This is a genomic window from Stenotrophomonas sp. CASM110, assembly GCF_049384345.1.
GTDB lineage: Bacteria > Pseudomonadota > Gammaproteobacteria > Xanthomonadales > Xanthomonadaceae > Stenotrophomonas > Stenotrophomonas muris.
In genome coordinates this window covers 1-21834 of sequence record NZ_JBMRGI010000029.1, presented here as the reverse complement: position 1 = coordinate 21834, position 21834 = coordinate 1, and the positions used below count along the sequence as shown (strand labels likewise).

17 protein-coding genes are annotated in these 21834 nt (G+C 68.9%); 5 read left to right on the top strand and 12 right to left on the bottom strand.

Annotated elements, in window-relative coordinates; translation table 11 throughout:
- Positions 1-272 precede the first annotated feature (272 nt).
- The 10 genes from VG561_RS19305 to baeS all read right to left on the bottom strand — a co-directional run bounded on the left by VG561_RS19305 (position 273) and on the right by baeS (position 10846).
- Entirely contained in the window at positions 273-1571 is a 1299-nt protein-coding gene (locus VG561_RS19305; protein WP_014648783.1) for a DUF58 domain-containing protein, read from the bottom strand.
- Entirely contained in the window at positions 1568-2554 is a 987-nt protein-coding gene (locus tag VG561_RS19300; RefSeq protein ID WP_014648782.1) for an AAA family ATPase, read from the bottom strand. Before VG561_RS19300 ends, VG561_RS19305 begins: the two co-directional genes overlap by 4 nt.
- Entirely contained in the window at positions 2551-3735 is a 1185-nt protein-coding gene (locus VG561_RS19295) for a DUF4350 domain-containing protein (protein ID WP_423179901.1), read from the bottom strand. The genes VG561_RS19300 and VG561_RS19295 overlap by 4 nt, the downstream gene beginning before the upstream one ends.
- Positions 3732-5348: a DUF4129 domain-containing protein gene (locus tag VG561_RS19290; RefSeq protein WP_423179900.1), complete on the bottom strand. Its 1617-nt coding sequence runs from the start codon at positions 5346-5348 to the stop codon at positions 3732-3734. The genes VG561_RS19295 and VG561_RS19290 overlap by 4 nt, the downstream gene beginning before the upstream one ends.
- Positions 5338-6330 carry a stage II sporulation protein M gene (locus tag VG561_RS19285; RefSeq protein ID WP_014648779.1) on the bottom strand — a complete coding sequence of 331 codons (993 nt, stop codon included), beginning with the start codon at positions 6328-6330 and terminating at the stop codon, positions 5338-5340. The genes VG561_RS19290 and VG561_RS19285 overlap by 11 nt, the downstream gene beginning before the upstream one ends.
- Positions 6327-7016: an RDD family protein gene (locus VG561_RS19280; protein ID WP_014648778.1), complete on the bottom strand. Its 690-nt coding sequence runs from the start codon at positions 7014-7016 to the stop codon at positions 6327-6329. The genes VG561_RS19285 and VG561_RS19280 overlap by 4 nt, the downstream gene beginning before the upstream one ends.
- A gap of 123 nt (positions 7017-7139) precedes the next feature.
- Positions 7140-7670: a gamma carbonic anhydrase family protein gene (locus VG561_RS19275; protein ID WP_014038860.1), complete on the bottom strand. Its 531-nt coding sequence runs from the start codon at positions 7668-7670 to the stop codon at positions 7140-7142.
- A gap of 141 nt (positions 7671-7811) precedes the next feature.
- Positions 7812-8633, bottom strand: coding sequence for a nucleotidyltransferase domain-containing protein (locus VG561_RS19270; RefSeq protein ID WP_423179899.1), 822 nt, complete (start codon positions 8631-8633; stop codon positions 7812-7814).
- 135 nt (positions 8634-8768) lie between these two features.
- Positions 8769-9458 carry a response regulator gene (locus VG561_RS19265; protein ID WP_014648775.1) on the bottom strand — a complete coding sequence of 230 codons (690 nt, stop codon included), beginning with the start codon at positions 9456-9458 and terminating at the stop codon, positions 8769-8771.
- Positions 9455-10846, bottom strand: a complete 1392-nt coding sequence (gene baeS, locus VG561_RS19260; RefSeq protein WP_423179898.1) for a sensor histidine kinase efflux regulator BaeS — start codon at positions 10844-10846, stop codon at positions 9455-9457. Before baeS ends, VG561_RS19265 begins: the two co-directional genes overlap by 4 nt.
- 128 nt (positions 10847-10974) lie before the next feature.
- Between baeS and smeA the strand changes: the two genes are divergently transcribed.
- The 3 genes from smeA to smeC are packed head-to-tail and all read left to right on the top strand — an operon-like array spanning position 10975 to position 16745.
- Positions 10975-12171 carry a multidrug efflux RND transporter periplasmic adaptor subunit SmeA gene (gene smeA / locus VG561_RS19255; protein WP_142235058.1) on the top strand — a complete coding sequence of 399 codons (1197 nt, stop codon included), beginning with the start codon at positions 10975-10977 and terminating at the stop codon, positions 12169-12171.
- 12 nt (positions 12172-12183) lie between these two features.
- Positions 12184-15333 carry a multidrug efflux RND transporter permease subunit SmeB gene (gene smeB, locus VG561_RS19250; protein ID WP_423179897.1) on the top strand — a complete coding sequence of 1050 codons (3150 nt, stop codon included), beginning with the start codon at positions 12184-12186 and terminating at the stop codon, positions 15331-15333.
- Complete coding sequence (smeC, locus tag VG561_RS19245) at positions 15330-16745, top strand: multidrug efflux transporter outer membrane subunit SmeC (RefSeq protein WP_423179896.1); 1416 nt, start codon at positions 15330-15332, stop codon at positions 16743-16745. The genes smeB and smeC overlap by 4 nt, the downstream gene beginning before the upstream one ends.
- Positions 16746-16895: 150 nt before the next feature.
- Here smeC and mnmG read toward each other — a convergent pair whose 3' ends face one another.
- Together mnmG and VG561_RS19235 are read right to left on the bottom strand one after the other, a co-directional pair.
- On the bottom strand, positions 16896-18785 hold the full coding sequence (gene mnmG, locus VG561_RS19240) for a tRNA uridine-5-carboxymethylaminomethyl(34) synthesis enzyme MnmG (RefSeq protein WP_111206564.1): 1890 nt from the start codon (positions 18783-18785) through the stop codon (positions 16896-16898).
- A 547-nt stretch (positions 18786-19332) separates the two neighbouring features.
- Positions 19333-19824 (bottom strand): hypothetical protein, encoded by a 492-nt coding sequence (locus tag VG561_RS19235; RefSeq protein WP_032957537.1) that lies wholly within the window; start codon positions 19822-19824, stop codon positions 19333-19335.
- Between the two features lie 160 nt (positions 19825-19984).
- Between VG561_RS19235 and VG561_RS19230 the strand changes: the two genes are divergently transcribed.
- Positions 19985-20947 carry a pyridoxal-phosphate dependent enzyme gene (locus VG561_RS19230; RefSeq protein ID WP_142235062.1) on the top strand — a complete coding sequence of 321 codons (963 nt, stop codon included), beginning with the start codon at positions 19985-19987 and terminating at the stop codon, positions 20945-20947.
- Entirely contained in the window at positions 20932-21576 is a 645-nt protein-coding gene (locus VG561_RS19225; protein WP_069117674.1) for a YdcF family protein, read from the top strand. Before VG561_RS19230 ends, VG561_RS19225 begins: the two co-directional genes overlap by 16 nt.
- Positions 21577-21834: the final 258 nt, after the last annotated feature.

The following is a 21834-nucleotide window of genomic DNA, read 5'->3' as shown; positions in this document are numbered from 1 at the left end:
AACCAAGGTTGGCACCTACCAGGGCGATGCATCGGTTGTTGCAGGGGGTAGTGCCGGCCGCTGGCCGGTAACCGGTTTTGGTAGATGCCGACCTTGGTCGGCGCTGTGGATTCGTGCCAACCAAGGTTGGCACCTACCAGGGCGATGCATCGGTTGCCGCAGGGGTAGTGCCGGCCGCTGGCCGGCAACCGGTTTTGGTAGATGCCGACCTTGGTCGGCGCTGTGGGTTTCGGGCCAACCAAGGTTGGCACCTACCAGAGCGATCGCGGGTATCAGAGCAGCCCTTCGCGCTTCACCGCCAGATAGCGTTCCACCAGCGCGCCGGGCAGGGCATCGGCGGTCACGTCCAGCACCATCACCTTTTCGCTGCGAAGGGCCTCATGCGCCTTCGCGCGTTGCTGCAGGTACAGCGCGGCGGCACCGGCCTGGGTGGCGTCTTCCAGTGTCTGCACCTCGCCCTCCAGTGCGCCGTCCAGCTCGCGTTCGCGCAGGCTGGCCACGCACACCAGGTGGCGCCGCTGCAGCAGGCGCACTGCCGCCAGCAGGTCTTCGATGTCCTCATCACGCACGTTGCTGACCAGCATCACCAGCGCACGCCGGCGCTGGCGCAGCGACACCTCGGTGGCGGCGGCCAGGTAATCGGTGGCCACCGCGCGTGGCTGCAGGTCGTAGCTGGCGCGCAGCAGGTGCTCGACCGTACCCATGCCGCGCTGCGGCGCCACCCAGCGGCGTTCGCCCCCGGCAGCGTACAGGCCGGCAGCGTCGCCCTGGCGCAGCGCCAGGTAAGCCACCACCAGCGAGGCGTTCAAGGCATGGTCGAAGTGCGAGAGCCCGCCTTCGCTGGCCAGCATGCGCCGGCCACTGTCCAGCATCAGCAGCAGCTGCTGGTTCTTCTCGTCCTGGTATTCGCGCGAGATCAGCTTGCGCGCACGCGCGGTGGCCTTCCAGTCCAGCTGGCGCAGGCTGTCGCCGATGCGGTACTCGCGCATCTGGTGGAAATCGGTGCCTTCGCCACGGCGGCGCTTCACGTGCGCACCAACCAGCCGCGAGGCCTGGTCGGCACTGAACAATGCGAAGCGGGTGAGCGGCACGAAGTTCGGATAGACCCGCACCTCCAGCGCCGGCGGCAGCGTGCGTTGCTGCCACCACAGGCGCCACGGCGAACGCATGCGCAGGTGCACCCCCTCGAAGCGGAAGTGCCCACGCTGCAGCGGCTGCAGGTGGTAGTGCAGGGTGGACGCCGTACCGGCCTGCAGGCGCACGCGCTGCGGCAGCGCTTCCAGCGGCCAGCCGCCGGGCACCAGGTCGAACACCTGCACCGTCATCGATTGCTCGGCCTGCAGGCGCAGCGCCGCCTCGCGGCGCACGCCCAGCGCCAGCGCTTCGGGCAGCTCGCGCTGTACCTGCGGCGACGGACGCCGCGACTGCCGCCACAGATCCCACAAGGCGGGCAGCGCGATGACGACGGCTGCCAGCGCCCAGCTCCAGCGCGGCAGCCACCCGCCCAGCACCAGGCCGCCCAGGGCAGCCCAGGCCAGCAGCAGCGCCAGCAGCAGCGGGGCCGGTCTCATCGGCGCGGTGCTTCCACCTTGGCCAGCAGCGCGCCCAGCACGTCGTCGGCGTCCTGGCCTTCGATCTGCAGCTCCGGGGCCAGTGCAATGCGGTGGCGCAGCGCCGGGCGCGCAATGTCGCGCACGTCGTCCGGCGTGACGAAGTCACGGCCGGCCAGCACCGCCTGAGCGCGCGAGGCACGCACCAGCGCGATGCTGCCGCGCGGGCCAGCGCCGACCGCGATGCCCGGCCACTGCCTCGTGGCCGCCACAATCCGCACCGCGTAGTCGATCACTTCGTCATCGACGGTGATCGCCGCGGTCGCGCGCTGAAGTTCCAGCAGCTCGCCGGCCCCCAATACACGCGGCACCTGGCTCAGGTCGAAATCGCTGGCGGCACGGCCACTGGTGATCGCGGTCACCATGCGCTTCTCGTCCTCCAGCTGCGGGTAGTCGATCAGCACCTTCAGCAGGAAGCGGTCCAGCTGTGCTTCCGGCAACGGGTAGGTGCCTTCCTGTTCCAGCGGATTCTGCGTGGCCAGCGCCATGAACGGCGGCGCCAGGGTGAAGGCCTTGCCTTCGATGGTCACCTGGCCTTCCTGCATCACTTCCAGCAGGGCCGACTGGGTCTTGGCCGGGGCACGGTTGATCTCGTCGGCCAGCAGCAGGTTGGTGAACACCGGGCCGCGACGGATCTTGAAGCTCTCGCTCTTCGGGTCGTACACCGCGTGGCCACTGACGTCGCTGGGCATCAGGTCGGGGGTGAACTGCACGCGCCCGTAGTCCAGCTCCAGGGCCTGTGCCAGTGCACGCACCAGCAGGGTCTTGCCCAGACCGGGCACGCCTTCGATCAGCACGTGGCCACCGGCCAGCAGCGCCACCAGGATCTGGTCCAGTACATCGGCCTGGCCGATGAAGGCGTGTCCAACGGCGGTGCGGATGGCATCGACGCGTTCGATCAGGCGGGCGTTGGCGGCCGCCGGCAGCTCGGGGACTTCGGTCATAGCAGGGATCTCATCTGGAGCAGCAAGCGGATGCGCTCGCGCAGGGCGGAGGAATCGTGCGGTGGCGGGGGCGTGAGCGCGCTGGCAACACGGCCTTGCGGCCATTTCAGCAGCTCGGCGATGGCCTGATCGCGCGGCGCACCGTCCAGTGCAGCGGCTACCGGTGCGCGCAGGCGCAGGCGATGCAGGAACAGGGCGAACACGGCGTCGTACAGGCGCGTGCCGTGGCCGAAGCGCAGCAGCAGCTCGCCACTGGCACGCACGTGCTCCAGCAGCGAGCGGCGTTCCAGCACCGGCGACGGCAGCAGGCTGCCGAAGTGCTGCGAGCGGGCCCACAACCAGCCCAGCAGGGCCAGCAGCAGCGGCGCCCACAGCGGCCAGCCCTGGTAGAACAGGCGCGCCCACAGTGACGGCGGGCGGCTGGCATAGACCAGCCAGAACGCTCCCTTGCCGTAATTCGGGTCGAGCAGGTAACGGGTCAGGTCGCGGTGCGAGAGATCGTGCAGGCCATCACTGGCCTTGCCTGCGGCCGACGCCAGGCGTGCCGCCGGCGAATCCACCTCGCCGCGCATGAATTCCATGTCGGCCAGCACGCTCACCTTGCCCTGGCCATGGTGCAGGCGTGCGAACACCAGGCTGTGCTCGTTGCCCCAGCGCCGTTCGGCCCGCGCATTGGCGGCAAAGCCCAGCGTGAAGCGACGGCCGCCGCAGAACTCGACGTGGCTGGGATCATCGATGACGTGGAATGGCTGGCAGTCGCTCTGCTGATACAGGCTGTCCACGCCCAGCTGGTCCAGCAGGGGCCCCTGCGTGCTGCTGGCGTCGTCCTCGGCGGGCGGCGGCGTACGCACCAGCAGATGGCCACCACCATCAACCCAGGCCAGCAGGGCCCTGGCCGCCGGCGCCGGCAGTTCGCTGCTGTCCTGCAGCAGCACTACCGTATCGTGCGGGCCCAGCGCCATCTGCTGCAGGTCCAGCCGCGGCCGCGAGTGCACCTCGATGCCATCGGCACGCAGGGCCTGGCCCAGCACGTACAGCGGGTTGTAGCCAGCTTCGCCCTGCGGCGGCAGCTGCACGGTCTCGGTCACGCGTTCGTGCGTGCGCAGGTAAAGGATCGTCAGCGGCACGCCGAACAGCACCAGCGCGCCCAGCAGCAGCGACCAGAACAGGCGCGGACTCATGCCAGCCACCTGTACTGCCGGCGCAGGGTATCGGCCAATGCATCGAAATCGGCGCGGCTGGGCAGGCGGCCACCGTAGGCGGCGTACTGCCACATGCGCACGATGCGCGCGAACAGGTCACGGTCGGTGGCATCGGGCATGCGCCGCGACGCGCGCAGGCATTGCGCTTCGGTAGCACCGGGCGGAAGCGCGATGCCGCTGCGCTCGCCCACCGTGCGCACGCTGGCGCGGTACAGCAGGGCCAGCGCCTGCCGCGGCCGCCCCTGGTGCCACAGCAGGCCGGCCTGGGTGGCCACGTCCGGCGGCAGCACGACCGGCAGTTCCACCGGTTCTTCCACTACCTGCGGTGCGGCCTCGGCCTTGCGCCGGCCACTGCCGCGCAGCCACGGCAGCCACAGCCGTGCGGTCAGCAGCAGCACCAGCAGCAGGACGCCGAGCAGGCCCCACAGGCCCCACTCGGCCAGGCGTGCCAGCCAGGCGATGCCGTCCTTGCGCGCTTTGCGTTCACCCTTGCTGTTGGTGTCACGCTGCAGCTGCTTGTCTTCCTTCTCTTTTTCCTCGGCCTGCTCGATCGGCTTCCAGCGGGTGATCTCGCGGGTCGGGCGCTGCAGCGGGTCCTCATAGGCGCGGTTAACCGCCTGGCGGAAGCCGGCGGTGTCCACTGGCGCTGCACCGAAGATCATGGCCGGTGCATTGGCCGGATCGTTCGCCGCAGTGGCCGGTTCCTCCGCGCTGTCCTCGTCCTCTCCGGCATCGTCCGCCTGTTCTGCGGCCGTCTGCGCGTCCTGCGCATGCACTGGCGCGGAGGCCAGCGGCAGGGCAAGGCACAGCAGCAGCGCCAGCGTCGATGCCGCCGGCAGCAGCCGCTCGCGCAGGCGGCGCAGGGCGATCTCCACGTCCCACGCTTCCATCTGCGTGCGCCGGTTCAAGTACAGGCCGAAGCCGGCGCCGACGTAGAACGGACCGATCAGCACCGAGGCCAGCCAGCACGCCAGGTTGAAGCCGGCCCGCGCCCAGGCGGGTGTGTCCTGGCCGATCATGTCCCACGCGGCACGCCATGATTCGGACATCAGCTCCAGCGGCATGAACATGAACACCGCGCCGATCGCACCGGACACCAGCACCGCTTCAAACGCCATGCAGGCCACGGTCAGCACGGCGGCGGCACCCGCCGCACCAGCGGCCACAGCGCGGCGGCGTGCACCGCGCTGGGCCGGCGCATTGCCCTCCAGCAGGTTCACCGGCAGGCACAGGCTGCGCAGCACGCTGAAACGGCGCCAGCCCAGGTAGCCCCAGAAACCTGCATTGCCCCAGCTGCGTTGCGCGCGCAGGGCCGCCAGCGTACCGACCGGCTCGCCGAAGATGCCACGCGACAGCACGTACAGCGGCGCCCGTTCGAACAGCGGCTTGCACCACCACATCGCCAGCCACGCCCAGCCGAATGCATCCAGCCACCAGCCCAGCGCGTTGAAGACCACGAACAGCGGCGCACTGGCCAGCAGCCAGCTGCCCCATACCGCGCGTGCGTGGCGGCGCGACAGGGCACTGCCCAGCTCCATTGCTTCCCAGCCGCTGCGCGCGCGCAGCACCACGTCCAGGTGGTCAATGCGCATGGCCGCCTCCGCGTCCGCCGCGCCACAGCCACAGCAGCACGCCGGCCCACAGCATGCCGGCCACGCTGAACTTGCCCCACGCCGGCACGTCGGCAATCGACGACCAGAAGGCTTCGATGAACGCGGCCACCAGCAGCATGAACGCCACGCCCAGGCACAGGCGCGCACCGATGCGGCCGCCCTCGACCAGTGCATCCAGGCGGCTGCGCCGGCCGGGTGCCAGCAGTTTCATGCCCAGCTGCAGACCGGCACCGCCGGCGATCACGATCGCGGTCAGCTCGAAGGCACCATGGCCTGCGACGAAGCGCCAGAACGGATCACCATGGCCGATGTGCTGCAGGTGGCCCGCCACCGAACCGATGATCACGCCGTTGAACAGCAGCACCAGCAGCGTGCCCAGGCCGGCCAGCAGGCCGCTGGCGAAGGTACGCAGGGCGATGCTGATGTTGTTGAGGATGTAGTGGCCGAACATCATCCAGTCGGTGCCGCTGTCGCGTCCCAGGCGCTCGGCGGCCGGATCGTACATGCGCTCCATCTCGGCGATCTGGCGGTTGTCCATCACCATGTGGATCAGGTCCGGATAGACCTGCACCAGCACGAAGCAGGCCAGCGCCGGCAGCGCGAACATCGCCAGCGCCACCCACATGCTGCGCGCCTGGCTGCGCACCAGCAACGGGAAGTCGGCCACCAGGAATTCCAGCGCACCGCGCCAGCGCGTCGGCGGCGTGCGGTACAGCACGCTGTGGCCCTGCTGCATCAACTGCTGCAGGCGCTGCACCAGCTGCGGGCTGTAGCCGCGCTCGCGGGCCAGCGCCAGCTGCTGGCACAGGCGCCGGTAGCGCTGCGGGAAGGCGGTATCGTCCAGCGCGAGCGCGCTGGCCTTGCGCCGCGTGCGGCGCGAAGCACCGGCGCGCAGCAGCAGCCAGTGTTCCAGGTCCTGCCATTCCTGCTGGTAGCGGGCGACGAACTGTTCCTGCTTCATCGCCGCCCCAGCAGCCAGTTGGCCATGGCATACAGGCGCAGCACGCCGACCTGGCCGTGGGTGCCGGTCAGTGGCTCGGCAATGCCGGCCAGTTCCTGCTGGCGTGCCGCCGACAGCCGCGGCGCGCGCTCGGCGAAGGCCATCAGCGCCGCCTGTTCTTCCGGTCGCAGCGGCTGCGGCGGGGCCAGCACGCTGTCGATGGTGGGCGGAGGCGGCAGGTACAGCACCGGTGCATGCACCACCACGGTACCGGCCACCAGGTCGCCGAGGCGGCGGCCGTGGGAATCGAACAGGCTGCTGATCAGGCCCAGTGCATAGCCGAACGGCAGCATGTCCACGGTGCGCAGCAGGTTGCGGGTGATGGCGGCCATCCAGCCCACCGGCGCGCCATCGCGCGCGAGCACGTGCAGGCCCAGTGCGCGCTTGCCCAGGGTGCGGCCCCACCGCGCTTCGCAGACGATCGGGTAGGCCCAGTAGACCAGGAACATCAGCACCAGGCCGAGCCCGGAGCCGAACGAATCCAGCAGTGCCAGCGGAATCGACATCAGCACCAGCACCGCGATGCGCACGCCCAGATCGATCAGCCAGGCCATCGCCCGGGGCACCGGGCCGGCCGCCGGCAACTGCAGCGGCACACCCTCCGGCGTCACCACCTCGCGGTAGGTATCGAGCATCGGTGCGGCCATCAGTGCGATGGCCTTCGTTGTGGGCGGCGGAGTCCTCTCCGGCAGGCAGCCACAGGCATGGGGGTCTCGACAGGTCCTGGTCGGGCCCAGACTTTAGCAGAGCCGCATGGCGGCGTTGGCCGTTCAGCCCAGGTATTCGTCCTTCAGCCGCACGTAGTGGTCGGCCGAATAGTGCAGCGACTCGATCTCCTTGTCGCTCAGCGTGCGCGCCGGGCGGGCCGGGTTGCCCACCCAGAGCTCACCTTCACCGACCACCTTGCCCGGGCCGACCACCGCTCCGGCACCGACGAAGCCATGGCGTTCCACACGGGCGCCATCGAGGATGCACGCGCCCATGCCGATCAGGCTGTAATCACCGATGGTGCAGGCGTGGATGATGCAGCCATGGCCGACGGTCACGCCTTCGCCGATCAGGGTCGGGTAGCCGGCCTTGTTGTACGGGCTGTGGTGGCTGACGTGGATGATGGTGCCGTCCTGCACATTGGTGCGCGCACCGATGCGGACGTAATTGACGTCGCCGCGGATGATCGTACCCGGCCACACTGATACGTCCTCGGCCAGTTCCACGTCACCGATGAGGGTGCAGGCCGGATCGATGTACACGCGCTCGCCGAGGACGGGCATCTTGTCGCGGAAGGGGCGCAGCGGGTTCATCGGTGTCTCCGGAAATCAGGGCGTTCACCGCGATGATACCTGCGTGGTAGTGCCGGCCGCTGGCCGGCAACGTCATGGGCGTACCTGGAATTCTGCGGTTGCCGGCCAGCGGCCGGCACTACCCGAGTCAGGTGCAGCCGCTCAGATCGGCGCGTGCTCGGCCAGCATCTGCCGGAACAGCTCATCCAGCCACGCCGCATCACCGTGTCCAGCGGGCAGCTGCGGCGCCTGCGCAGTCCGGATGGCCAGTTCACGATCGATGAAATCGCTGATCGCCGCGATGCGTGGTCCGGCACTGACCTCGGCACTGGCGCGTTTAACTGCCAGCAGGGCATCGATGGCTTCACGCACCGGGCCGTGCGTCAGCAGCCGGTCCAGCATGTCCTCGAAGGCCATCGGCGGGGGGGTCTGTTCGTGCTCGATCCACTGGCAGGCCAGCAGTGGGCGCAGCACGTACAGGTACTTCTTCGTGCGTACCGTTTCGCCACGCAGGTAACCGCGATGGTTCGAGCGCGCCATGTTGAAGTAGTGCCACCACGTGCCCAGTGGTGAATAGAACGACTCAGCTGCCTTCCAAAGCTGCGGCACTGCGGTGTGATCCTGCTGGTAGATGATCGGCGAGCGCAGCCATTCAATCAGTGTCGGATTGGATTTTGAAACCAGGCGCAATGCCTTGCGCAGGTCCCAGCCGCTGACATCGAGCTCATCGTCGATCGGCAGCTCGATCACGTCCCGCTGCGCATCGCCGGGGCCGGTGCTCTCGTTGACGGTGAGATACCACGGCTGGCGATGCACGTAGATGAAGCGTGCATCGTAATCGCTGTCCGGCGAAGAGAAGCCCCAGCCACGGCTGCCGGACTCGCACGCCAGCAGAACGCGCACGTCGTGTCGCTGTTCGATGTCGGCGAGGCTGGAAAGAATGGCGGCGCGCTTGTCCGGCGCGATCGGGTGGATGTCGTCCATGCAGTCGTGATCCGTTGATGTCGAGCGTGCCCGACTGTAGCGCAGTTGCGCACGGGTAGTGCCGGCCGCTGGCCGGCAACCTCAATGGGCGCACCTGGAATTCTGCGGTTGCCGGCCAGCGGCCGGCACTACCGGCTAGGGTTCGTAGCTGTAGCCCATGCCGTACACCGAACGGATCGGTTCGCCTTCCATGCCGGCGTCGGCCAGCTTGCGGCGCAGGTTGCGCACATGGCTGTCGACGGTGCGGTCGACCACCACGCGGTGGTCCAGGTAGAGGCGGTCGAGCAGCTCATCGCGCGCCCAGATCCGGCCGGGCGTGGCCAGCAGGGTGCGCAGCAGGCGGTATTCCACCGGCGTCAGGTCCAGGCCCTTGCCGTTCCAGGTGGCGCGTGCCGCCGGTTCGTCGATATGCAGCCCGCTGTTGGCGCGTGCAGCGGGGTCCGGGCGGTAACGGCGCAGCACCGCCACCACCCGCGCCACCACCTCGCGCGGACTGAACGGCTTGCAGATGTAGTCGTCGGCACCGATGTCCAGGCCCAGCAGGCGGTCGATCTCTTCCACCCGCGCAGTGACCATGATCACCGGTACGTCGCTGCCGGCGCGCAGTTCGCGGCACAGGTCCACGCCATCGCGTTGCGGCAGCATCAGGTCCAGCAGCACCAGGTCGGGCTGGTAGCGGGCGAACGCGTCGATCACCTGGCCGCCATCGTCCACCCATTCGCTGGTCATGCCGGCGGCGGCCAGGTAGTCACGCAGCACCGAGGCCAGGCGTGGCTCATCCTCGACGATCAGGATCTTCGCGGACGCGGCGGGGGACAGGCTCATGCGGACTCCGGCAGGGTGACGACCACGCGCAGCCCGCCCAGCGGCGAGGGCTCGGCGTGGATATGGCCGTGGTGGGCGAGGATGATGTTGTGGCTGATGGCCAGGCCCAGCCCGCTGCCGCCGCTGGCGCGGTTGCGCGAACTCTCCACCCGGTAGAAGCGCTCGAACAGCAGCGCACACTTGTCGGCCGGTACGCCCGGCGCGGTGTCTTCCACGATCAGCTGCACGCCGGCAGGCACGCGCGTAGCCTGCACGCGCACGCGGCCGCCGCCATGGGTATAGCGCAGCGCATTTTCCAGCAGGTTGGCCAGCACCTGCTGCAGGCGGCGCTCGTCACCGGACACCTGCAGCGGTGTGGCGGACAGCGCTTCTTCCAGTGCCAGCCCCGCCGTGGAGAAGCGCACGCGCATGCCATTGAGCTCGCTACGCACCAGCGCCACCAGGTCCAGCGGGGCGAAGCGGTAGGCCAGGCCGCCGGACTGGGTCATCGACAGGTCGTGCAGGTCGTCGATCAGCTTGCCCAGCTGGCGGATCTCGCCCTGCAGGGCACCCAGGTTGGCGCGGTCCAGCGGGCGGATACCATCCTCGATGGCCTCCAGTTCGGCGCGCACCACCGCCAGCGGCGTGCGCAGTTCGTGCGAGATGTCGGCAATGAAGGCGCGGCGGTTGCGCTCGGTGTCGTCCAGCGCCTGCGCCATCCGGTTGAAGTCGTTGACCAGTGCATCCAGCTCGTCATCGCTGGTGCGCTCGATGCGGGTGGCGTAGTCGCCGGCGGCGAGCCGGTGGGTGGCGGCGGCCAGCTTGGCCAGGCGCTGGCGCAGCGCGCGCGACACCAGCCAGGCCAGCACTACGGTCACCAGCAGCAACGAGATGCCGATCACCCACCATGCGCGCATCTGGGTGTTGTAGAAATTCAGGTCGTTGGTAGCGATGACGGTCTGGAACGGCACCATGCCCAGCCAGCCGACGGTGTGTCCGTCCACCTGCACACTGTGCGGCTCGTCGTCGCTGATCGCGTCCGGGTTGCCGGCCACGAACCGATGCTGTGCATCGAACAGGCCCAGCCGCGAGGGAACGCCGGTCTGGTCGGACAGCGGCGGCACGGGCCCCTCGTGCCCATGGCCCAGGTCCGGGCGCAGCAGCCGCGCCCAGCGGTCACTGTCACCGCGCAGATGCTCCCAGCCGCCTTGCGTGCGGTACTCGCGCTGCAGGTGTGGCATCACGCGCTGCATGCGCAGGTCGCCCTGGTCGTTGAGGTAGTCCAGGAAGCCGGTCTGGAACGCCACGCGGCTGGCAATGCCGTTCACTGCCAGCACCAGCAGGCAGGCGGTGAAGATCGCGAGGAAGGTCTTCGCGGTCAGGCCGAATTTGAATCGAATCTTCGCCATCGCCGGGCCATTAGCGGCGCATGCGGCGCCGAAAGCAAGCGCCCGCTGAGCCGGTCGCACAATCTCCATATTCTCTGCACACTTTCACGGCAGCGTGCACGGGTCAACGAAAGGCCCCCACGCCCCCCATGTCACTCCTGCGTCCGCTGTTCCGCTCCCCCCGTGCGTTGTTGTTGCCCCTGCTGCTGGCCCTGGCGGCCTGCTCGGCGGGCAGGACCGAGGCCCCGGCCACCCCCGAAGTCGGCGTCGTCACCGCCCGCGCGCAACCGCTGGCGCTGCAGCAGACCCTGCCCGGCCGGGCGGTGCCGTTCGAGGTGTCCGAGGTGCGGCCGCAGATCGGTGGGCTGATCCGCCAGCGGTTGTTCACCGAAGGCCAGCAGGTCAAGGCCGGGCAGCTGCTGTACCAGGTCGATCCGGCGCCGTACCAGGCCGCCTTCGATACCGCGCGTGGCCAGCTGGCGCAGGCCGAGGCCGCTGTGCTGTCGGCGCAGCCGAAGGCCGAGCGCACCCGCACGCTGCTGGGCATGGACGCGGCCAGCAAGCAGGACGCCGACGATGCCACCTCGGCACTGAAGCAGGCCCAGGCCAACGTGATTGCCGCGCGCGCGGCATTGCAGGCCGCCCGCATCAACCTCGACCACACCCGGGTGACCGCACCGATCGACGGCCGCATCGGTACCTCCAGCGTCACCGCCGGCGCGCTGGTCGCCGCCGGCCAGGACGCGGCGCTGGCGACCATTCAACGGCTGGACCCGGTCTATCTGGATGTGACCCAGTCCAGCACGCAGATGCTGGCGCTGCGCAAGCAGCTCGACGCCGGCCTGGTGAAGGCCATCGATGGCAAGGCCCAGGTGAAGGTGCTGCTGGAGGACGGCAGCACCTATGCCCATGAGGGCACGCTGGAGTTCGTCGGCAGCGCAGTCGATCCAGGCACCGGCAACGTGGTGCTGCGCGCGGTCATTCCGAACCCGGAGGGCCTGCTTCTGCCGGGCATGTACCTGAAGGCGGTGTTGCCGATGGCCACCGATGCGCGTGCCCTGCTGGTGCCGCAGAAGGCGGTGCTGCGCAATGAACGTGGCGAGCCGCTGCTGCGCCTGCTCGACGCAGAGGATCGCGTGGTTGAGCGGCGGGTCAGTACCGGCCAGGTGGTGGGCAACCAGTGGCAGATCACGCAGGGCCTGAAGGCTGGCGAGCGGGTGATCGTCAGCAACGGCAGTGCGGTAGCGCTGGGCCAGCAGGTGAAGGCGGTGGCGGCCACCACGGCGCAGCTGGCGGCGATGCCGGCGGTCGACCCGAACGGCAACACCGACGAAAAGTCGCACTGAGGCCTGCCGCGCATGGTTCGTTTCTTCATCGACCGGCCGATCTTTGCCTGGGTGATCGCCATCGCGGTCAGCCTGCTCGGCCTGCTCGCGATCCTGATCCTGCCGGTGGACCGCTACCCGCAGATCGCCCCGCCCACCATCACCATCCGCGCCACCTACACCGGCGCCTCGTCGCAGACCGTGGAAAACGCGGTCACCCAGGTCATCGAGCAGTCCCAGCAGAGCCTGGACCACCTGATGTACATGACCTCGACCAGTGCTTCCGATGGCTCGGCGCAGGTCAACCTGGTGTTCGCCACCGGCACCAACCCGGACACCGCGCAGGTGCAGGTGCAGAACCAGCTGCAGGCCGCGATGGCGACGCTGCCGCAGGCGGTGCAGCAGAACGGCCTGACCATCACCAAGTCCAGCGGTTCGATCTTCGAGGTGCTGTCGTTCACCAGCGAAGACGGCAGCATGGACAACTTCGATGTCGCCAACTTCATGGAAGCGCGCATCGACGACCAGATCAGCCGCGTCAGCGGTGTCGGCAACATCCAGCCGATCGGCCAGGAATACGCCATGCGGATCTGGCTGGACCCGGAAAAGATGCGCCAGTACGCGCTGATGCCGTCGGACATCGAGACCGCACTGCAGGCGCAGAACACCGACGTGTCGGCCGGTGAACTCGGTGGCCAGCCGGCGCTGAAGGGCCAGCAGCTGGACGCGACCGTGACCGCGCGCAGCCGCCTGCACACGCCCGAGCAGTTCGCGCAGGTGGTGCTCAAGGCCGATGCCAATGGCAGCGTGGTGCACCTGGGCGACGTGGCGACGATCGGCCTGGGCCCGGAAAGCTATGACAGCATCAGCACGTTCAACGGCAAGCCGTCGGCCTCGCTGGGCATCGAGCTCAACGCCGGTGCCAACGCCATCGCCGTCTCCAAGGCCGTCGAGGCACGGCTGCAGCAGCTGCAGAAGTACTGGCCGCATGGCTACACCTACCACGTGGCGTTCACCACCACGCCGTTCGTGACCATCTCGCTGAAGGAAGTGGTGATCACCCTGATCGAGGCGATCGCGCTGGTCGTGCTGGTGATGTACCTGTTCCTGCAGAACTGGCGGGCCACGCTGGTCCCGACCATCGCGGTGCCGGTGGTGCTGCTGGGCACCTTCGGCGTGCTGGCCGCCTTCGGCTATTCGATCAATACGCTGACCATGTTCGCGCTGGTGCTGGCCATCGGCCTGCTGGTGGACGACGCCATCGTGGTGGTGGAGAACGTGGAGCGGGTGATGACCTTCGAAGGGCTGGCACCGAAGCCAGCCACGTTGAAGGCGATGGGCCAGATCACCGGCGCGCTGGTCGGCATCGTGCTGGTGCTGACCGCGGTGTTCCTGCCGATGGCGTTCTTCAGCGGTGTCACCGGCGTGATCTATCGCCAGTTCTCGGTGACGATCGCCGCTGCGATGATCCTGTCGGTGCTGGTGGCGATGACCATCACCCCGGCGCTGTGCGGCAGCATCCTGCACCAGATTCCCAAGGGCGGCCATCCGCATGGCGACCACGCTGGCGAGCCGGGCCTGCTGGGCAAGTTCTTCATCTGGTTCAACCATCGCTTCGAGCGCACCTCCAACCGACTGCGCCATCGCGTCGACCGCTTCCTCGGCCGGCGCACGCTGGGCGTACTGTTCTACCTGGTGCTGAGCGTGGCCACCGGCCTGTTGTTGTGGCACCTGCCGGGCGCGTTCCTGCCCGATGAAGACCAGGGCATGCTCAACGCGCTGGTGAAGCTGCCCGCCGGGTCCACCCTGGAGCAGACCCGTGCCGTGATGGATCGCCTGAGCGCCGCCGCGGTGAAGGACGACAGCGTACTGTCAATCCAGGCCACCGCCGGTTTCAGTGTCAGCGGCAGTGGCCAGAACGTCGGCCAGGCCTTCATCCGGCTCAAGGATTGGGACGACCGCAAGGACGATGCCGATACCATCGCCGCGCGCTTGACCGCGGCCATGGCCAGCGTGCCCGATGCGCAGGTGTTCATCACCTCGCCACCGGCCATCCTCGGCCTCGGCGATGCCGGTGGCTTCACCCTGGAACTGCAGGACGAAGGCGGTGCCGGCCATGCCGCCGCCGTGGCCGCGCGCAACACGCTGCTGAAGGACGCTGCCAAGGATCCGAAGCTGGTCAACGTGCGCTACGCCAGCCTGGAAGACGCGCCGGTGTACGCGGTGAAGGTGGACGACGCCAAGGCGCAGGCGATGGGCGTCAATCCGCAGGACATCAATGACACCTTGAACGCCGCGCTGGGTGGCGACTTCGTCAACAACTTCATCTACAAGGGCCGCATCAAGAAGGTGTTCATCCAGGGCACGGCCGAAGCCCGCATGCAGCCGCAGGACATCGAGCGCTGGAGCGTGCGCAACCAGGCCGGGCAGATGGTACCGCTGTCGTCGCTGGTCAGCGCGCACTGGACCAGTGCGCCGGCCGCGCTGCAGCGCTACAACGGCGTCTCGGCGATGGAGATCACCGGCCAGCCGGCACCGGGCGTCAGTTCCGGCGAGGCGATGGCCGAGATCGCACGCCTGGCCGACACGCTGCCGGAAGGCTTCAGCCATGCCTGGTCGGACATGGCCTACCAGGAACAGCTGTCGGGGAACCAGGCGCCGATGCTGTATGCCATCTCGCTGCTGTTCGTGTTCCTGTGCCTGGCCGCGCTGTATGAAAGCTGGGCGGTACCGTTCGCGGTGATGCTGGCAGTGCCGGTGGGCGTGTTCGGCGCCGTGCTGATGATGAACCTGCGTGGCCTCAACAACGACGTGTACTTCCAGGTCGGCCTGCTGACCACGATTGGCCTGGCTGCGAAGAACGGCATCCTGATCGTCGAGTTCGCGCGCATCCTCGAGCAGCAGGGCAGGCGCACCCGCGACGCGATCCTGCAGGCGGTCTACCTGCGGCTGCGCCCGATCGTGATGACCTCGCTGGCATTCCTGATGGGTGTGCTGCCGCTGGTGTTCGCCACCGGCGCCGGTTCGGCCGCGCGCCGTTCGCTGGGTACCGGCGTGGCCGGCGGTACGGTCGCCTCGATGGTGCTGGGCATGTTCTTCGTGCCGTTGTTCTACCTGCTGGTGCGCCGCCTGTTCCCGGGCCGCGCGCCGGCCGACGCCACTGCCCCGGAGGCACGCCCATGAAGCCGATGCTGCTGCGCGCCCTGGCGGCCGCAACGATGACCACCGTGCTGGGCGGCTGCGTGAGCATGGCCCCGCACTACCAGCGCCCCGAGGCGCCGGTGCCGGCACAGTTCGCCAATGCCGCCACCGGCGAGACCGGGCCAGCACTGGCGATGCCGGCCTGGCGCGAGGTGTTCCTGGAGCCGCGCCTGCAGCAGGTCATCGCGCTGGCACTGCAGAACAACCGCGACCTGCGCGTGGCGGTGCTGCAGGTGGAGAAGGAACGCGCGCAGTACCGCATCCAGCGCGCGGCGCTGCTGCCGTCGGTGGATGCCAGCGGCAGCGTGACCCGTTCGCGGGTGAGTGATGCCAACAGCGAGATCGGCGTCAGCCAGGTGACCGAATCCGATGCCGTGCAGGTGGGCTTCAGCAGCTGGGAACTGGACCTGTTCGGGCGCATCCGCAGCCTGAAGAACGAGGCGCTGCAGAGCTGGCTGGCCAGTGCCGAGAACCAGCGTGCGGCGCGCACCAGCCTGGTCGCCGAAGTGGCCACGGCCTGGCTGGCGCTGGCGGCCGACGAGCAGTCGCTGGCGTTCACCCGGCAGACGCTGGACAGTCAGCAGCAGACCCTGCAGCGCACCGAGGCCCGCCATGCACAAGGCCTGGCCTCGGGCCTGGACCTGTCGCAGGTGCAGACCAGTGTGGACGCCGCGCGCGCTGCGCTGGCCAGGCTGCAGACCCAGCAGGCGCAGGATTGTGATGCGCTGCAGTTACTGGTGGGTGCTCCGCTGGACGCGGCATTGCTGCCCAGCGCACAGGCACTGGACGGCACCGTGGCGCTGGCGCCGTTGCCTTCCAACCTGCCCTCGAGCGTGCTGCTGCAGCGTCCGGACGTGCTGTCCGCCGAACACGCGTTGCAGGCGGCCAACGCCGATATCGGCGCCGCGCGCGCCGCGTTCTTCCCGACGCTGACGCTGACTGCCAACTACGGCCACAGCTCCACCGCGTTGTCGACGCTGTTCTCGGCCGGCACCCGCGGCTGGTCGTTCGCGCCCAGCATCACGGCGCCGATCTTCCACGCCGGCGCGTTGAAGGCCTCACTGGATGCCTCGAAGATTGGCAAGGACATCGGCATCGCGCAGTACGAGAAGGCGATCCAGCAGGCCTTCAGTGAAGTGGCCGATGCCCTGGCCACGCGCGATCACCTGGCCGCGCAGGTGGACGCGCAACGTGCACTGGTCGCCGCCAGCCAGCGCAGCTACACGCTGGCCGATGCGCGCTATCGCACCGGGCTGGACGGCTATCTGCAGGCGCTGGATGCGCAGCGCAGCCTGTTTGCCGCGCAGCAGGACCTGATCGCGCTGCAGCAGCAGGAAGCGGGAAACCGGGTGACGCTGTTCAAGGTGCTGGGCGGTGGCGCAGACGCACGGTAACGCGCCCTGCTCTGGTAGGTGCCGACCTTGGTCGGCACGGAAGCATGGAGTGTCGCGATCTGATGATTCGTGCCGACCAAGGTCGGCACCCACCAAGGCAGATTCATGTGCCGACCCAAGTCGGCACCCACCAGAAGCGGACGGTGCTGCCTACGCCACGCGGCCCCGGCGTGCACGCTCCAGGTGCACCAGCAGCAGCGAGATTGCCGCGGGGGTCATGCCCGGGATGCGCTGCGCCTGGCCGATGGTCTGCGGACGCACGCGTTCCAGCTTCTGCAGGGCTTCGGCCGACAGCCCGCGCACCGTGGCGTAGTCGAAGGCTTCAGCGATCGGCGTGGCTTCATGCCGCTGCTGGCGCTCGATCTCCTCGCGCTGGCGGTCCAGGTAGCCGGCGTACTTCACGCCGATCTCCACCTGCTCGGCCACCTTGGCGTCGGCCACGGCCGGGCCCAGCGACGGCACCTGCATCAGCTGCGCGTAATCCAGCTCGGGGCGCTTGATCAGGTCCAGCACGTTGGTTTCGCGGCTGACCGCCACGCCCAGCGTGTCCTGCACTTCGCGGCCCAGCGCATTGGCCGGGGTCGCCCACAGCGCGCCCAGGCGCGCGCGCTCGGCGGCGACGGCGGCCTGCTTGGTCTCGAACGCGCTCCAGCGCTGGTCATCCACCAGGCCCATCTCGCGGCCGGCCGGGGTCAGGCGCTGGTCGGCGTTGTCCTCGCGCAGCTGCAGGCGGTATTCGGCGCGGCTGGTGAACATGCGGTACGGCTCGTTGGTACCGTGGGTGATCAGGTCATCCACCAGCACGCCCAGGTAGGCCTCGTCGCGACGCGGGCACCAGCCGTCCAGCCCACGCACCTGGCGTGCGGCGTTGAGGCCGGCCAGCAGGCCCTGCGCGGCGGCTTCTTCATAGCCGGTGGTGCCGTTGATCTGGCCGGCGAAGAACAGGCCGTTGACCAGCTTGGTTTCCAGCGAAGCCTTCAACCCGCGTGGATCGAAGAAGTCGTACTCGATCGCGTAGCCCGGGCGGGTGATGTGCGCGTTGCCGAAGCCGCGGATGCTGCGCACCATCTCCAGCTGCACGTCGAACGGCAGCGAGGTGGAGATGCCGTTGGGGTAGATCTCGACGATGCCCAGGCCTTCGGGTTCGACGAAGATCTGGTGGCTGGCCTTCTCGGCGAAGCGCACCACCTTGTCCTCGATGGACGGGCAGTAGCGCGGGCCGATGCCTTCGATCTGGCCGCTGTACAGCGGCGAGCGGTGCAGCGCGTCGCGGATGATCTGGTGGGTCTGTTCGGTGGTGTGGGTGATCCAGCAGCTGACCTGCTGCGGATGCTCGTCCACCGAACCCAGGAAGGACATCACCGGGCGCGGCAAGTCGCCGGGCTGCTCATCCATCACGCTGTAGTCCAGCGAGCGGCCGTCGATGCGCGGTGGCGTGCCGGTCTTCAGGCGGTCCACCTGGAACGGGCGCTCGCGCAGGCGCGCCGCCAGCGTGGTGGCCGGCGGGTCGCCCATGCGGCCGGCGGCGTACTGGGTCGGGCCGACATGGATCTTGCCGGCCAGGAAGGTGCCGGCGGTCAGCACCACGGCCTCGGCATCGAAGCGCAGGCCGGTCTGGGTGATGACCCCGCGCACGGCGTCGCCTTCGATGACCAGGTCATCGACGGCCGCCTGGAACACGGTCAGGTTGGCCTGGCCTTCAACGATGGCGCGGATCGCCATGCGGTACAGGTTGCGGTCGGCCTGGCAGCGGGTGGCGCGCACGGCCGGGCCCTTGGAGGCATTGAGGGTGCGCCACTGGATGCCGGCACGGTCGGCGGCATGCGCCATCGCACCGCCCAGGGCGTCGATTTCCTTGACCAGGTGGCCCTTGCCGATGCCTCCGATGGCCGGGTTGCAGCTCATCGCGCCCACCGTTTCGATGTTGTGGGTCAGCAGCAGGGTGCGCACGCCGGTACGGGCCGCGGCCAGCGCGGCTTCGGTGCCGGCGTGGCCACCGCCGATGACGATGACGTCGTAACGATGGAAGGACGGGTTCATGGGGCTGTTCAGCTGGGGGCGGGCGCGGCCGGGGCGGCGCCGGGGTGGCGATTTTAGCGCCATTCGGGGCCGCGGCGTCGGTGCCGGCCGGCCGGCGTCGAAATCAGCCCTAAAGTTGGCAGGATTATTGCAGATAACCCAATAGCACCCACCGTGGCTGGCGCCGCAGGCGCCCGTGACCGGAATTGGAACAGGGGCCGGTACAGGCGCACGGTGGGGGAGCAGAGGGCCGGCAGTCGGGGGACTGTCCGGCCCTGTTTTTTCGGGATTGCCGGGAAAGGCCCGACCACGCATGGCGTGGATCTACCGACGCTGGGGCTCTCTCCGGTTGGCGACCCGGCAAAACAGACGGCCCCGCAGTGCGGGGCCGTCTGTCTTCAGAGGTGCCGACATCCGACAGGGCCGGAACAGGGGGGATCCAGATGTTCCTGTCGGATATCGACGTAGAGATTTTTGCGGCGGCCCGTCTCGCTTTTTGTCACTTTGTGACGCGGGCCGTCACCGGTTCCGTAGAGTGCAACCTGGACCGGGTGAAATGCAAGACGGTTCAGCGCTCAACTGTGCGCTGCGTCCCACGATCCATGTTGCGCCAAGGGGAACCGTTCATCCTCGGCGCGCTCGGCGCCGGGGTCGGACGGGCCGGCGGTGGCGGCGCCGACGGCTGGATGTTCGACTGCGGCGGGCGACGCATCGAGTCCATGTTCCGCCACGGCGAACCGCCGTTGTACGACGGCCGCGGCGGCGGCGGCGGACGGTTCTCGCCACCGTTGCCGGGCGGGCGCGGTGGCGGACGGTGGTTGTGCGGCGGGCGGTAGATCGGGCGCGAGTAGTACGGATTGCCATAGCCGCCGTAGTAGCCGCCATAGCCGCCGTAGTAAGGGTAGCCGTAGTTGTAGGGATAGCCGGCCGGGTAGCGGTACTCCACCGACGGCGCACCGTGGTAGTAGCTGCCGCTGCGGCCACCGCCGACATAGTCGTAGGTGGTGCAGCCGGTCAGGGCCAGCAACAGGCCACCGGCAAGCATCAGGCGCGTTTTCATGGTGGGTCCCCCCAGAGGACGGGTTGTGCAGTCAGCTTCGTGCGCAGGCGTTGAATCGGCCCTTAACTTCACTGGCCAGGATGAATGGAGGTGAAGGCCCTCATGCTGGCATGACCTGTGCCGGGGTCGCCAGCGTGGGGCCATACGTTAATCTTGCGTCATGAGCGATTCACTGTTGCCCCGTGCCGACGATGTCCTGGCTGCCGCTGCGCGGATCGCGCCGCACGCCAGCGTGACCCCGGTGCTGCGCTCGCGCACGCTTGATGCGCTGGCCGGCGCGCAGCTGGCGTTCAAGGCCGAGCACCTGCAGCGCGGCGGCGCATTCAAGTTCCGCGGGGCCTGCAACGCGGTGTGGTCGCTGGATGCCGATCGCGCCCGTGCCGGCGTGGTCACCCATTCGTCCGGCAACCACGGCGCTGCCCTGGCCCTGGCCGCGCGCACCCGTGGCATTCCCTGCCACGTGGTGGTGCCCGAAGGTGCGGTGGCGGCCAAGCTGGCCAACATCGCCCGCCACGGTGCCACGCTCTGGCGCTGCCCGCCGACCATCGCCGACCGCGAGGCCGCCTGCGCCAAAGTACAGGCTGATACCGGCGCGACCCTGGTCCATCCCTATGCGGACCCGGCGGTGATGGCCGGGCAGGGCACCGCGGCCCTGGAGCTGCTGCACAGCGACGGTCCGTTCGACGTGCTGGTAGTCCCAGTCGGAGGGGGCGGCTTGGCCAGCGGTACCGCCCGGGCCCTGCAGTTCGCCAGCCCGCAGACCCGGCTGGTGCTGGCCGAACCGGCCGGTGCCGACGACACCGCGCGCTCGCTGGCCGCAGGCGAGCGCCAGGGCGCGTTCACCCCTGACACCATCTGCGACGGCCTGCGTACCCTGATCGGCGCCCCCAACTTCGCGCTGCTGCGCGCGGCCGGCGTCGAGGTGATCGTGGTCGACGACGCCGCCATCATGGTCGCGATGCGCCTGCTGTGGGAGGTGCTCAAGCAGGTGGTCGAGCCGTCCTCGGCCACCGTGCTGGCCGCGGTGCTGGCACAGCCGCAGCGGTTCGCCGGCCTGCGGGTGGGCCTGGTGCTGTCCGGTGGCAATGTCGACCTGCCCGCGCTGCGTTGGGGGGCGCCTTGAGCCGCGACCGGCACCGGCCCCGCACCGGCCTGCTGGGCTGGCTGTGGCGGCTGTTCGTGCTGCTGGTGGTCTGGCTGCTGGGCGTGACCGCCTGGATCGTCTGGGTGGGGGAGCGCGACCAGGCAGCCAAGGCCGACGCCATCATCGTGCTCGGTGCGGCGGCCTATGACGCCAAGCCGTCGCCGGTCTTTGAAGAACGCATCCGTCATGGCCTGGATCTCTATGAAGCCCGGTACGCGCCACTGCTGATCTTCACCGGCGGCTACGGTGGCACCGGCGCGCGCTTTTCCGAATCGCAGGTGGCGCGGCGCTATGCGCTCAAGCATGGCGTGCCGGACGATGCGATCCTGATCGAGACGGCCTCGCGCAACACCGTGCAGAACCTGGTCGAGGCCAAGCGGCTGATGGACCAGCGCGACCTGCACCGGGTGATCATCGTCAGCGACCCGTTGCACATGGCGCGCGCGCTGCGCCTGAGCAAGGCGCTGGGCATCGATGCGCTGGCCTCGTCCACGCCCAGCACGCGCTTCCGCAGCTTCCACACCAGCTGGCGCTTCCTGGTGCAGGAAATCTATTTCTTCCACCGCGACCTGGTGCGGCCGCCGCTGAGTTCGCCGGCCAATACCTGAGGGCGGAAACCTGATTTGGGCGGGTGCCATGCGGTAGTGCCGGCCGCTGGCCGGCAGACGCCCATCGTGGAATCGTGAGGTTGCCGGCCAGCGGCCGGCACTACCAGCCGGTCAGGTCTGCCTGCGCCGGATCGGGATCGCCGACACCGCCCGGATTGGGTGGGTGCCGACCAAGGTCGGCACCTACCGGGCGATTCGCGCACGGTGTGGCATGCGGTAGTGCCGGCCGCTGGCCGGCAGATGTCCATCGTGGAATCG

Bases quoted from the DNA above. Each gene is read 5' to 3' on its own strand.
- VG561_RS19265 (WP_014648775.1), bottom strand. From the start codon at position 9,458: ATGAGCCTGTCCCCCGCCGCGTCCGCGAAGATCCTGATCGTCGAGGAT.
- mnmG (WP_111206564.1), bottom strand. From the start codon at position 18,785: ATGAACCCGTCCTTCCATCGTTACGACGTCATCGTCATCGGCGGTGGC.
- smeC (WP_423179896.1), top strand. From the start codon at position 15,330: ATGAAGCCGATGCTGCTGCGCGCCCTGGCGGCCGCAACGATGACCACC.
- VG561_RS19230 (WP_142235062.1), top strand. From the start codon at position 19,985: ATGAGCGATTCACTGTTGCCCCGTGCCGACGATGTCCTGGCTGCCGCT.
- VG561_RS19300 (WP_014648782.1), bottom strand. From the start codon at position 2,554: ATGACCGAAGTCCCCGAGCTGCCGGCGGCCGCCAACGCCCGCCTGATC.
- VG561_RS19270 (WP_423179899.1), bottom strand. From the start codon at position 8,633: ATGGACGACATCCACCCGATCGCGCCGGACAAGCGCGCCGCCATTCTT.
- baeS (WP_423179898.1), bottom strand. From the start codon at position 10,846: ATGGCGAAGATTCGATTCAAATTCGGCCTGACCGCGAAGACCTTCCTC.
- VG561_RS19290 (WP_423179900.1), bottom strand. From the start codon at position 5,348: ATGCGCATTGACCACCTGGACGTGGTGCTGCGCGCGCGCAGCGGCTGG.
- VG561_RS19305 (WP_014648783.1), bottom strand. From the start codon at position 1,571: ATGAGACCGGCCCCGCTGCTGCTGGCGCTGCTGCTGGCCTGGGCTGCC.
- smeB (WP_423179897.1), top strand. From the start codon at position 12,184: ATGGTTCGTTTCTTCATCGACCGGCCGATCTTTGCCTGGGTGATCGCC.
- VG561_RS19235 (WP_032957537.1), bottom strand. From the start codon at position 19,824: ATGAAAACGCGCCTGATGCTTGCCGGTGGCCTGTTGCTGGCCCTGACC.
- VG561_RS19275 (WP_014038860.1), bottom strand. From the start codon at position 7,670: ATGAACCCGCTGCGCCCCTTCCGCGACAAGATGCCCGTCCTCGGCGAG.
- smeA (WP_142235058.1), top strand. From the start codon at position 10,975: ATGTCACTCCTGCGTCCGCTGTTCCGCTCCCCCCGTGCGTTGTTGTTG.
- VG561_RS19285 (WP_014648779.1), bottom strand. From the start codon at position 6,330: ATGAAGCAGGAACAGTTCGTCGCCCGCTACCAGCAGGAATGGCAGGAC.
- VG561_RS19280 (WP_014648778.1), bottom strand. From the start codon at position 7,016: ATGGCCGCACCGATGCTCGATACCTACCGCGAGGTGGTGACGCCGGAG.
- VG561_RS19295 (WP_423179901.1), bottom strand. From the start codon at position 3,735: ATGAGTCCGCGCCTGTTCTGGTCGCTGCTGCTGGGCGCGCTGGTGCTG.